Origin of the sequence: Anaerorhabdus sp. (assembly GCF_036637135.1) — a bacterium.
Taxonomy (GTDB): Bacteria; Bacillota_I; Bacilli_A; order Erysipelotrichales; family Erysipelotrichaceae; genus Anaerorhabdus.
Map to the genome: position 1 here is coordinate 1 of NZ_JAVWNC010000016.1, position 14,033 is coordinate 14,033.

Annotated in this window: 9 protein-coding genes; 4 read left to right on the plus strand and 5 right to left on the minus strand. The window is 28.8% G+C overall.

Features of this window, described 5'->3' with window-relative positions:
• Positions 1-63 precede the first annotated feature (63 nt).
• The 4 genes from RR643_RS04475 to RR643_RS04490 are packed head-to-tail and all read right to left on the minus strand — an operon-like array spanning position 64 to position 4,827.
• Entirely contained in the window at positions 64-2,367 is a 2,304-nt protein-coding gene (locus RR643_RS04475) for a YfhO family protein (RefSeq protein WP_332482433.1), read from the minus strand.
• A 23-nt stretch (positions 2,368-2,390) separates the two neighbouring features.
• Positions 2,391-2,945 (minus strand): HAD-IB family phosphatase, encoded by a 555-nt coding sequence (locus RR643_RS04480; protein WP_332482434.1) that lies wholly within the window; start codon positions 2,943-2,945, stop codon positions 2,391-2,393.
• Positions 2,946-2,951: 6 nt separating this feature from the next.
• Complete coding sequence (locus tag RR643_RS04485; protein ID WP_332482435.1) at positions 2,952-4,364, minus strand: hypothetical protein; 1,413 nt, start codon at positions 4,362-4,364, stop codon at positions 2,952-2,954.
• Between the two features lie 52 nt (positions 4,365-4,416).
• Positions 4,417-4,827, minus strand: a complete 411-nt coding sequence (locus tag RR643_RS04490) for a GtrA family protein (RefSeq protein WP_332482436.1) — start codon at positions 4,825-4,827, stop codon at positions 4,417-4,419.
• Between the two features lie 94 nt (positions 4,828-4,921).
• On the opposite strand from RR643_RS04490, the gene RR643_RS04495 reads away from it, so the two are divergent.
• From RR643_RS04495 to RR643_RS04510, 4 genes are read left to right on the plus strand one after another with little or no spacing between them, the layout of a single operon-like run.
• Positions 4,922-7,198: a YfhO family protein gene (locus RR643_RS04495; protein ID WP_332482437.1), complete on the plus strand. Its 2,277-nt coding sequence runs from the start codon at positions 4,922-4,924 to the stop codon at positions 7,196-7,198.
• A gap of 1 nt (position 7,199) precedes the next feature.
• Positions 7,200-8,375, plus strand: a complete 1,176-nt coding sequence (locus RR643_RS04500) for a hypothetical protein (RefSeq protein WP_332482438.1) — start codon at positions 7,200-7,202, stop codon at positions 8,373-8,375.
• A 12-nt stretch (positions 8,376-8,387) separates the two neighbouring features.
• On the plus strand, positions 8,388-10,955 hold the full coding sequence (locus RR643_RS04505; RefSeq protein WP_332482439.1) for a YfhO family protein: 2,568 nt from the start codon (positions 8,388-8,390) through the stop codon (positions 10,953-10,955).
• A gap of 58 nt (positions 10,956-11,013) precedes the next feature.
• Positions 11,014-12,882, plus strand: a complete 1,869-nt coding sequence (locus tag RR643_RS04510) for an LTA synthase family protein (protein WP_332482440.1) — start codon at positions 11,014-11,016, stop codon at positions 12,880-12,882.
• A 186-nt stretch (positions 12,883-13,068) separates the two neighbouring features.
• Here RR643_RS04510 and RR643_RS04515 read toward each other — a convergent pair whose 3' ends face one another.
• Complete coding sequence (locus RR643_RS04515; RefSeq protein ID WP_332482441.1) at positions 13,069-14,022, minus strand: glycerophosphodiester phosphodiesterase family protein; 954 nt, start codon at positions 14,020-14,022, stop codon at positions 13,069-13,071.
• Positions 14,023-14,033: the final 11 nt, after the last annotated feature.

A 14,033-nucleotide genomic window follows, 5' to 3' on the forward strand; every position in this document is an offset into this window, starting at 1 on the left:
TCAATGCAAATACAGCGGATACAAATCCGATGAAATTAATTGACAATACATTCATATTTATACCTATCTATTCTTTTCGAATTTTCGTTTTGATTTCACTACTGAAACTAATGATAGAATTGCAAATATTGTAAACCCAATGATTGATAAAATAGCTCCTTCTTTAAAACCGGTAGGAGTAAAATACATTTCAATATTATTTTCTCCTGCAGGAAGTCCCAACCCAAGAAGCCCGCCATTCACCATGAATGTCTCCACTTCTTTGCCATTATTGAATACCTTCCACCCTTTATCGAAAGGTATTCCTGTTACAACAAATGAGGTCTTATCAGATTTCTGTGTTGCAAATATATGATTTCCTGAATAACGAATATTTTCCATTTCAGATTTGCTATCGCTAATAAATTTTTCTATTTCTATTATGTCTGTATTCTCAGCAATAACACTAGTTAGAAACAAACTCGTATCATTAATTGTTAAATATTCTTCCTCACTCATAACATTATCATATGGAGTTCCAAATTTTCTATAATTTTCATTTCTATATATTGATAATCCCCCTCTAAAATTATTCGTAATTAACTTCCAGTCCATATTCTTTGGTAACTCTTCTTCGTTTATAACAACAGCATACTTCGTATTAAAAAGAGTAATCAAATTTGGATCTTGAACATTTATCATCCACCAATTATCTCCATTTTGAGTCAACTTTTTCATCTGATTATAACTTGTTTCATATGTAGAATCATATGTAATAAGACCTTTAAGTTGATAAAAAACATTCATATTTAAACTATAATTATAGTAAATTGAATTCTTATTAACATAAATTCTATAAAACTCCATAGGATTAGCGTTCTCTAATGAATTCATATACTGATTGAATTCTCCTTCATTATCCTCGAGAACATGGGTTGAATTATCTAAGAATTCATATGTTACTACTTTAGTCATCATTAATTCATCATAATAGAAAATCGAACCAAATAAAATGGATTCAATTATTGCGAAAATCATTACTAATAAAATATTCTTTTTTCTTAAAAGCAATGTAATGACATACAATAATACTCCAACAAAACAGAACAAGATAAATTGCTTGCTATAAATGCTGAATAATTCATTTGTTTTCCCAAGAATAACTGAATATAAGGGAATTGCAAATAAACAAATAAGCAATAAAATTAATCCCGTATTACGTAAGACTCTAAAATTAATCTTTGTGTAATCATCAATGAATTCCATTACTAACAATATATTCATCATTATAATAAAACAAGTCCAGCGAAATGATGGCTCTGAAAATCCATGCATCATTGAATCTAATCCTGGAATAAATAAAATTAATATAAAAACAGAATATAGTAAAATATTTTTCTTAATCTTAAATTTATTTTCACCAATGAATAATTGTGGTAGTAATATCGCGACTAATGATCCCGCCCATAAATTTAACTCACCTATTGAATACCAAGCATTAAAAATGGTGTTATCATACCACATAATGTGTACATGACTTGGTGTAAAAAGACTTACAAGAAGGTGTAAATAAACACTAAACTGTTCGAAAAAGAATTGCGAAGACTGAACATCCCCCACACGTGCATTCATCAAGATAAATATTATCGAAGGTACAAATATTACAGACGCCATTAAAATACCAACAAAATAATTTAAAATCAACATAAAACTTGATTTAATAAACCCTTTAAAATTTGAGTTTATTGTATAAAAGCGATATGTAAAATAAATTACAAGAAAAATTGATGTGGAGTAAAACATATAAAAATTATTAATTACTAAAATAAACACAGAAAAAATAAAGAATAATGTTTTCTTATTTCTTAGATATCTCTCCGTTCCAATGAATATTAAGGGCATAAGGGCAAAGAAAGAAAGAATTTGCGATTGAGTTGTAAAGAAAACTGAATATGAGCAAAATGAGTATAGAATTGCTCCAAAGCAACATGTTTTTTCTTTGTAGTTAAATTCTTTAATAAGAAAATACATCAAAATTCCACTAGTAAGAAATTTCAAATAGTTAAGAATAATTGTTAAATCATAATAATTTAATCCCTTAAATAAATAACCAATATAAGCGAAAACATCTCCCATTAAATAGAAGCTTTTAGAGGCAAAAAAATTATTCCCCAAAAAATAGTTGAATGAATAAAATGGTAATTCACCCGTTCCAAAGAAATTATCAAGCAATTGATAGAACTCATGATAAAGAGGATGCCATATTTGTTGAGAGTCATATCCCATAATTGTAGGTTGTTTGGTTACTAAATATGGTAATAAAAATATTCCATATCCTATTGTTATAATTAAAAATATTAATCCTATTGATTTTATCGATTTTCGCATTTAAATCTCACCCCTTAATATAACTACCACTTTACCAATTGATTCCCTTTTACTAGAAATGCCTGTTTAGCTAACTTAGCCATTGGATCATCTGAATAAGAATCAGAATAGAACTTATCAATATCATTCCTGTTCAGTTCTTGGTCAAATCTAACAACTTTTTCTTCACCATAACAGTTTAGTCCTCTATATTCACCAGTGAATTTATTAACCTTTGATGCAATTAAATACCTAATACCTAATTTATCCATGAATGGTTGAAGCAGAAACTCAGGAGATGCTGAAATAATAACATCATCTTCTTTTTGTTGTTCAATATACCATCTCTTAATACAATGCATATGATTATCCACAAACAGTTCTAATTCTTTATCAATATTGGGTATGTATTTAAACATTGAATAGACATTTGTCTTGAATTCTGTCTTTGAAATATTTTTCAAAACATATCTTATTCCTTTTATTCCTACTTTTGGTAAAACAAGTAATGTCTTTGGATATTTCTTAACCAAATAAAAGACAAAATCACGTGTACTATCTCCATCATAGATAGTTTCATCAAAATCGTAAACGTTCATAATTTCCTACTTTCTAAGTATGTATGTATCACCTTGCGTTACTAAAGAGAATGTATCTATAAGATAACCACTTGAATTATCAATGACACTAATAGTTATATCTGCCTCTGGTGAATTCATAACTACATCATCTATCATTAGTTCACCTTCACTATTAACAATAACTTCGTGTTCATTTATTATCTTTTTATATTCTTGATAATCATATGAAAGAAGTGATTCTTTCTCTTCTGATAAAATAATAAGTTGATTCTGATCTAACTTATCAAAATCAAGTCCAAGTTCCTTAAGAACATTTATTCGTTCTTCAGGAAGCCATATACCATTTGAAACTTTATAATTTATAATAACTGTCGCATCAATTTCTCGTGCTAAGTCGTACCAATCTTTGATATCAGTGATTTTATTTAATAATGCATATTCAGTTTTTATATATAACTCATTGTATTCTTTATCATACATTTGATTACTATTCGTAAATTCATAATTACTTACAATATAATCTGATAAGTAATTCGTTATTTTTAGAGCACCTATTACATTTGCATGCCAAGTACTACCATCGTAATCAAAATGGTAATTGATTTCATCATACATCTGATTAAAATTGACATATGGTATATCCTTATCTAAAGCATAGTTTTCTATGTATTTGTAGATTTGAGCATCATCTTCTGAAGCGTAGTAAGGAGTTTTAACCAATAACAACTCGATTTGGTTTCCTTTGCATAATTCAATAATTTCATTTAAGGCATTAAGTTTTGCTTCATCTGGTTCTATAATTTGATTATTTTCAACATAAACATAGTCTGAATCATATTGATTGTATGGATAAGCCAATGCATATCCAAAGTTCGTATTATCAAATTTTAACAAGGCATTTTCAAAATCTTTTTGCTGCATCGAAAATAAACGATTATGATACTTATAGATATCAAATACATTTTTTCCAACTTCATCATCATACGTTTCTATGGCATCAATTTTATTTCGATTTAGTTTTAAGTCTTCCGTATTGACCTTTGAGGAACCTTCGGTTCTACAAGATTCTATCGAGTTTGATAAACCAAAGACATCCAGTACAATTAATGATGGATTTTGCGTACGTATAGCCTCTTTCATAAATTGTAGTGTAATTTCAATTTGTTGACATTCCCCTGCGAATATATAACTATTTAAACCTGTATTCTTCCACAGTATTGATGGGTTAAAACTATAAAACATATGACTAGTTCCAAATAGTATTACATCCATTGAATTTTCTTCTAATTCATAAAATCCATCAATCTTTGATGTCATATCAGAAGGTCTAGCTAATTTATTAGGTCGAAAATAATTAGAAAAAGAAAATAGCAAAAAAATAGTAATCATTACTATACTTAATACCTTTACTCCAACTTTAGCAATATTCTTTTTCATAGTTCAACCCTTTTCTATCGTATTATAACATAGAAAAAAGCAGCCATTTTACTTATTTTTGGCTACTTTTATTCCCTGTTAATCTAACAATTATCGACATACAAATGTAGTTGACGGGTATTGTTATTGGTAAAGAAATCAGTTTTGCATAAGTTTTTGGAACTCCTACATTAACTGCAAGCATTACGATTAACATATTTATTATCATTCCTGGTAGATAACTCAACGGGAATGAAACTGCATTCTTCCATGTGCATTTTTCATGATACGTAAACTTCATATTCATAAAATATGAAATTACCATAGTAATCGCATCTCCCGAAAAACTTGATAATGAAGGTGCAAGATTGATATTAACAAAGATAATATATAGCACTTGTGATGCTATTGTATTAAATGCTCCAATTAACCCAAATGTTAGAAACTGCTTATTCAAAAACTTCTCTTTAATTTTTTTTATCATATATTTACCTTTTTCCTTAATAATTATACCAAATCCTCATGTTTAATCAATTCATTGTTCATGGTATAATTAGGTCATTCTAAAGGGGAATTTTATGCTTAAGAAAGAAAGAAAACACATATTTACCTTATTTTGTATATTAACCTTGATAATTGGGGTTTATTTTTTACAATATATCATAACAAACTCACCAGTCCAATATGGAACAGATATAAGACCTCAATGGTTTTTATTTTATGAAGAGTTTAGAAACTTAATGACTAATTTAGTTGAAAATAGGTCTTTACCATTTTATTCATGGTCTAGTTTCTTAGGTACTAATTTTTTCGCATCTAAAAGTTACTACCTTATGGGAGACTTATTTAGTTATATTGGTTTATTATTTAAATCTGATTTCTTCAGCACTGCTCTTATTTTGGAGATAATGAAATTTTATGTTGCTGGTTTTTCAACTTATCTTTTATTATCCCAGTATAAAATAAAACCAATCATTAAAATTGTTGGATCAATTTCTTTTGCATTCAGTGGTTGGGCTATCTTCTTTAGCGGACAGCTTGTATTCCTATCATTTTATGCATTGGTTCCACTTTATTTCGTTGGGGTTGAACTATACTTACAAAAGAAGAATGCAATGTTATTCATATTACTAACTTCAATGTGCCTGTTTACCAATTTCTATTTCTTCTTTACGCTTTCCTGTTTTACCGTTGTCTATGTAATTTATCGTTACTATATTTTAAATGATAATTTTAAAACTTTTATTAAAGATATTTCTTTGATGATACTTTATTATCTAATTGGTGTATCAATAACAATGATTTTAACTTTACCAACAATCCACTATATTTTAGGAAGTGATAGGTTAGGAAATTTCAAAGAAGGTATTTTCTTTAATCAAATACAAGTTTATTTACATGAACTTTCATCAATGTTTGTACCAAATTACCTTTACATTTATAGTAACAATACATTCGAAACTAGTTTTCACTACACAAGAGAAATCGCAATGTATTGTGGTTTAATCAATGTTATTTTGCTCCCTTGTGTTCTAAGTTTCAAAAATAAGTTTAAGAAAGCAACTATATCTGTCTGGTTATGTTTTCTATTAATTTTAATCTTTCCGCGACTTGGCTCTGCTGTCCATGGATTTGGAGATCCTAGTTTCAGATGGACTTTCTTTATGATTTTATTCAATATAATTACTTCTTCTGTTATTTTGAATGAAATAAGTACTCTCGATAAGAGGATAATAAAAATATCTGCTATTTCTATGAGCATATTTCTTATTACAATTATTCCAATAACTGCTATGATTATCGGTAAAAGTATTTTCGATTACAAAACGCAATGGTTATTATTCAGTATATTCGCTATACTGATACTTATTTACTTATTTGTTTTGTTGAAATCGAAGAATGTACTTAAACTCATACTAATTCTTACCACCTTAGAGCTTGGACTAAGTGGATATAAACTATTCCACGATAAGTTAAGTTTATCAGAAATACAAGATAGAAAATTTATTAATTCTGTCACCCATGTTTTACAGGACTATGACAATCAATTAAATGAGATGTTAGATGCCATTGAGCCAATAAATAATTCTCAATACTACAGAGTATTCGTCCCTCATAGTTCGTTATATTGGGACTATAGTCACAATATGTCAATTATTTATCAATTAAATGGTACAATGACCTACGATTCAGCTTATGCTCCATCCATTAATGATTTAAAATTACTTGAACCTTCAATAAAAGATTTTGAGTCAGAATGGATATTCAATATAAAGGATATCGATTTGTTGAATTTTATTAATGTAAAATACGCAATTGTTTCATCAGAAGAAGAATTACCACCTGATGGAAATTGGCGTTTATTATCAGATTCCTTTAGGTCAAGTTTATTAATTTATCGTAATGATGATTATCGTGATCTTGGAACAACGTATTCAAAGTTCAAAGAAATAGATGACTACACAAATGCACAAAGTCTATTAGATACGATTTATGTAGATTCGAATGATTTTGATGAAATCAGTCAATTATTAAAAAGTGACACAGTTTCTGTGTTAGAAAATATTCAGTACTATAACAACCAATTATCAGGTTATGTCTATAGTGATGATCAGAGTTTTATGGTTATTTCTCTTCCGTATGATTCAGGATGGAAGGTATTTATTAATGGTAAAGAAGTGAAATCATATAAAGTTAATGGTGGTTTTATTGGGATTCCTATTCAAAAAGGAGACAATCAAATTGAAATGTATTTTACTCCTGAAGGATTCAAAATAGGAGCAATGTTAAGCTTTGCTGGTTTAATGCTTTATATTAGTTATATTATTTTTTTCATTAGAAAGGTAAATAAATAGTATGTATTTAGATGAATTGCTTTATAAGAAAATTAAAATTAAGCACCTTGAGTTCAAAATACTTGATTTGGTTTTAATAATCCTAATCACATCTTTAGGTTTATATTTAAGATATAAATTGTATCCATTTGAATCCCAAGATTATATTCAAAATCTTTCTCGGTGGTGGGATAAATTAGATGCAGCTGGTGGTATTCCTGGTCTTAAATTATTAGTTGGAAATTATACTCAACCTTATGTTTACTTAATGGCTCTTGGAACGTATTTACCTTGGTCAAGTTTAACAGTTATCAAGACTATTTCAGTTGTATTTGACTTAGCTTTAGCCATAATTATTGCAATCACTGTGTTTCATTGTACAAATCATAAAACTAAAGCATTATTTGCGTATTGTTTTACATTCTTAGCACCAACAGTTGTAATGAATTCTGCTTTATGGGCTCAATGTGATTCTGTAATAATGGTTTTCATTGCCTTAACAATTCTTTTCTTCCTTAAAGACAAACCTCAATATGCTTGTATTAGTTTTGGAATTGCAATGGCTATCAAGATTCAGTCAATATTTATCGCACCTGTTTTCCTTGTTTTATGGATGAATAGAAAACTTAAATTAAAACACTTATTACTTATACCCTTATCCTATGCGATTTGTTTCATTCCCACTGCTCTTGCAGGTGGAAACTACTTTGATGCATTAATATTTGCATATTGGCAAGTTACTACAACTGCTAATGATTTATCATTTAATTGTGCAAATATGTGGGCTCCAATTAGATCATTGGTTAATTATGATATATCAAAAAGTGCAACACTTCTTGCACTTTCTACTACTTTTCTAGCTGCTTACATGTGCATTAGAAGAAAGCTTGATTTAAATAAGTACTTACTTATTTCATTATTCTTACTTTTCTCACTTATCATTCCTTTCATGTTACCTCATATGCATGAAAGATATTATTACTATGCAGAGATTATAGCTATCGTTTACGCTATGATGAATACAAAGAAAATCTATGTTCCAATAACTATTATGTTTGTTTCCGTATTCTCCTATTTACCATTTTTATTTAACATTGAACCAATTAACTTAAGTGTACTATCTATAGCAATACTTATATTAATAGTTGATCTCTCTCTAGATGTAAAAAATCAACTGAATAAGAATTCAATAATGTAGGGAGAAATTAAAATGAAAGAACACCTACGTAGATATTATAAACTTTATCTATTCTTCTTATTTCTATCAGTTGGTATATTCCTATATACATTTATATATAATAAAGGCATTTTCATATTTGATGGAGATACATATCAACAAACCTTCAAATACTATTTAGGAGGATGGGAGAAAGTTCATTCTGGTACATTAAGTACTTGGGATTGGTCTTTAGGCTTTGGTGGAAACATATTTTCCTATACATTATACTTCATTTCATCTCCCGTTTTTTGGTTTTGCACTCTGTTTCCGAAAGAGTTTATTCCTTATTCATTGTTAATCGCCAATATTTTACAACTCTGGTTAGGTTTAATACTCACCTATCACTGGTTACAAAAACTGAATAAGAATTCTATAGCTTCGATAGTCGGCGCGATTACCTTTATCTTTTGCGGCTGGAATTTGGGCTATATGCGTTATGAACTTTTATTAATTGCAACTGTTTTCTATCCACTCTCACTCTACTATACAGAGGTATATTTAGAAAAAAAGAAGTTTCTTGGTTTATGTATCTCATTAGGTTTACTGGGTATAAGTAATTATCTTCTATTATACCAATTCATACCCTTTCTTTGCTTATATACATTAATGAGATATTTAAATATTAATAAAAATAATCTTCACCTAAAAAATACTGTAATAGAAAGCCTTAAGTTTTTTTCTTTAGTGATTTTAGGAGTTCTATTAAGTTCCATTATTTTATTACCAACAGCCTTCATCATTTTAAATATGCCTCGCTTTTCTTCAGGCGATAATTCATCATTATTACTAATGAATGGATTTAGAGAAATATTTAAAATTTATTCAAGTTTGTATACACCTGTTTTAGAAAGACAAAACGTGAACTTTTTTATTGAAGCAAGTCAACATGGTAACATCGGTTGGGGTGGAGGCGCTAGTCTTTATAGTATGATTATTACTCCTTTACTTTTACCTCTAATGGTTTGTCTAAAAGATAAATTTAAAAGAAATAGTTTTCTTCTTCTTGAAATACTTGGATTCATCTTCTTCTTATTTCCATTCTTTTCAAAGTTATTCAATTTTTCTATTGATACTCGCTGGTTATTTATGCTTGTCCTAATTAATACAATAATTATTTCATCTATACTTGATAGTTTTATTTCTCATGAACTTCAAAATAAATATATATTATTTTCTTTCTTTATAAACTTACTAGTGCTATGTTGTATATTTTTCATATCATATTATTTTAAGTTAACATCTATTCAAAATTTAACTTTCTTAGTAAAATCAAGTTTTGTGCTCATACTGATTATGCTCCTTTATACTCTTATTATTTATAAGAATAAGTTTAGTTTACTTTTAGTTGTACTTGCAATTGAAGTTTTATTTTGTGGAGTACTTTTATTTAAATTTAATACCCCTCTCCCTTACACAATGTACGACAGTGAAAACTATTCAAGTTCACCTGTCCAATGGATTAAAGAAAACGATCAATCATTTTATCGAATTCTTTATGATAAGAGACAATTAAACTATAACGATGATTTACTTGATATTACTGCTGCTAACGAGCCTTTAGCACAAGATTTTAAAGGGATGAGTTTCTACTCTTCCTTATACAATGTAAATCAAGAGGAGTATTTAGGCAGATTTAAATCTACTTGGTTAATGTCTCAATTGATTGGTAGAGAGAATAGTTACAATCTTTTATCCGCGAAGTACTTTTATTCTTATGCACCTGTTCAACCAGTTCCATTCGGATATGAGTTAATCGAAGAAACATCCTCTTACAAAATTTATAAAAATGAAAATTTCTTAGAACTAGGATATGTTTGTCCAAACACAATTAATTCTTCTGTTGTCTCTAATCTAAGTTACTTGCTTCAAGATCAAATTATGCAAAAATATTGTGTTACCAATAGTTCACCAAATATCACAGTAGATGAAAGTAATCTAGAACTTCTCATTTCATTTGCTGATGCAGAAACAAGAATTCTTGAATTTGATAAGCCTATAAGTAATAAACGCCTCTATATAGAAAATTTTGGAATACCTCATTTAGAAGTTCGAACCTATTTCGAAGAAAGAGAGGTGGACATCATTGACTTATGGCAATTTAATTATAGCTCTATTGTAATAGATGAAAATCAACCTATTGATAAGCTAGTTATTGTTGGAGCTGATGAATATGGATACGGAACTATGGTAAATGTTTATGAAGAGGATTTAAATGGTTCCTATGAGAATGCTTTCAACGAAATGAGAAACAACAGTTTTACAAATGTATCTGTCACTAATGACATAATTAAAGCTACAATTAATGTATTGGAAGATAATAAAACAATATTTACTTCAGTTCCAATTGATGCTGGATGGAATATATATGTTGATAATAAGAAAATCGAATATGAAGAAGTTAATTTTGGATTTATTGGTTTTAATTTGGATAAAGGGATATACGATATTCGCTTTGAATACACTGCTCCACTATTTAGAGAAGGTATTTATATGAGTATTTCTTCTCTAATTCTCTTAGTTGCTTTGAATTATTTTTCAAAACGAAAGAGACAATATTAATGAAAAATTAAGATTTTACTATTATTTACATGTTATAATTTCTCACGGAGGGTTATTTATGATTAAGAATATACTCAAACATTTACGCAACAATCTTGATATTATATTTGTATTTCTTTCAATAATATTCATTGAATTGTTCATGCGATACTATTTAGGATTAGATACAATTGCAACTAGACCCTTGCTATTTAGCATTTGGTTTGCTGGTTTATTATCTTCCTTGATGTTTTGTATGGGGAAGAAAACTCGAATCATCTATGGTGGATTTATTGTATTATTCTTCGGTGTTCTTGCACTTGCTCAATCGTTACATTACCATTTTTTCTCAACATTCTTCTCAGCGGCAAAAATTTCAATACTCAAGGAAGCACTAACCGTTAAAGGAGAAGCTGTCTCTAAATTTGATATAAAATTACTGGTGTTCATTCTTCCTTTTATTGGCTACATAATTACTCAATTTTTAAAAACGAAAGAGAATACTTATACTAAAAAAATCAGATTCGGTTTATCTGGTATCTTATCATTATTCTTCATAATAAATATTATTATTCTTACAACTACATACCCTGTAAAAAACATCAAAACTGAAAGTGATGCTTATTTATTCAATACTTTATATAATAAAGTTAAGTCGGTTGAAAGATTAGGATTCTATCCTTATACATTCAAAGATCTATATATGGTATTATTTGAGGGCGGTTCAAATGTAGAAAAACAGATTGAAGATATTAATTCCTATCTTGCAAATAACGGATATACGCACGAGCCAAATGAATTTACTGGTATGTTTGAAGGAAAGAATCTAATTCTAATCTTATGTGAGTCGTTAACTGATGTTGCAATCCAAGAAGAATTAACCCCAACGCTATATAAGATGAAAACTGAAGGTATTACATTTAACAATCATTACGCTCCTGTATATCAATCAGCAACCGCCGATAGTGAACTTGTTAGTTTGACTTCATTATTTCCATCTATAAACTATGGTCCGACAGCTTATGCATTCTACAATAATACATTTAGCAATACGCTTGCCTCTGAGCTGAATGATAGGGGATATAATTCGAATTCGTTTCATTCATTTTATGGCGATTTCTATAATAGAAAAACACTTCACAAAAACTTAGGATTCGATTATTTCTTTGCACAAGAAGATTTGTATTTTGAACAACGTGATGATTGGCAAGATGCATATAACTGGAATCTTGATAAAGATTTAACTGCTCAAACAATGGCTAAAACATTTGATATGAACGAATATCCATTTTTCGATTTTATACTTACCGTTTCAGGACATATACCGTACAACCCTTATCGTTATGAAATGGAAGGTGATTTATGGGGAACTATGCAAATCTTAGGAGAAGAGAATAATCCATATTCTATAGAGGCATTATGCTATTTTGCTGGTCAACATGCTTTAGATCAAGGTATAGAAACACTAATTACTAGTTTAGAAGAAAATGGTCAATTAGAAAACACAGTAATTGCCATATATGGTGACCATTATCCTTATGGGATGTCTACAAATGCAAAAAATGAGCTTTATGATTACAATTACGATTATGAAATGAATAAAGTCCCATTCATAATTTGGACTCCAAATATGGAGGCTAAGCAAATTGATAATGTCTCATCTACTTTGGACATTTATCCAACATTAGCTAATTTATTCAATATCAATTTAAATGGTCAATATATTGCAGGTAGAGATGCTCTATCCAATATACCTGGAACAGTTATTTGGGATAATTACTCATGGTTAACTGATAAAGCTTATTATGATTCAACACGACAAAAAATAACTAAATTTGATACAATTAGTGATTCTGAAATCGAAAAAATTAACCAAGATATCATTGACAAGATTGATATTGGACAATCCATATTAATTACAGATTATTACAAACAAGGACAAGAGTAGAAATATAATTGAAAAGATACTTTCTATTTAAAAATCTCACCTACCTAAACAAATGATATTTTAATTCTCATCTGTTTATAGAAAGTGAGATTTTTTTTAACTTTTGGAAAGTTATCAATTTCGAAAAAAAACTCCACCTTTTAACTAATGAATATTCATTTGTCTATTAAGTGGAATTATATATTATTACTTATTGATCAAAATATCTTTATTGAATTGATTCTCCGTTATAAAATCTGAATATATTCCGAAAAAATGATAATCATTTACAATCTCTCTAGCTTTATCTGTATCATTAACGGTATGAATATATACATTAAACTGTCCTCTATTATCATTGTCATTAATTGCATACGCAACAACTCCTTGAATAACCTTTTCAGCCCAGTCATTGTCCATATGCATTACAACTACACGGATACCTTTTTCCTTTACTGTCTTATAGATTTCTTCACCATTTGATTTATCATAAATAGAATATAATGTATAAATTATCTCCGGAAATTCATACTCTTGTTGAAGCACATCTATAATCTCAGGATTGTAGGCTTGAGGAATGATTCGAGTAATTAGTTCCGGATCCACTTCGTTTACGACTTCCATTAACTTGTCATATACAATTCGAGTTCCTTCTACATCAAACATTTTAGAATCTATTATCAGATAAAAATCTTGCTTCTCTTGCATAATTTCTAGAACTTCCTTAAAAAATAAAGGTGTATACTTATCATATATTTTAGCGTTTTTGAATTCTTCATTTGATAAAGGTTCCTTTATATCGCCACCGATGTTTGTAAGTTTAGTTCTAAAATCTTCCCAAGTATGCGCTAAACAAATATCACCTTCTAGTGTTGTTTCCAAGTCAATTTCAAACAACCTAGTTCCTTGACCATAATTGTACTCAAACGCTTCCAGACTATTTGTATAGTCATGATTATCGATTCCACCCATAGCGTGTGCCATAACACGATACTCTCTACTCCAATCTAGAGTAGTTGATTGATTATCAGTTACAATTGGTGTCGCTTGTAAATTCGCTTCTGGGTATTGTTTAGATTTACTAACAAAATAATATCCTACACAACATATAGCTAAAAAGATTGCTAATATAATCAAGAATTGATTTTGCTTATTTTTCATATGTTCTACTC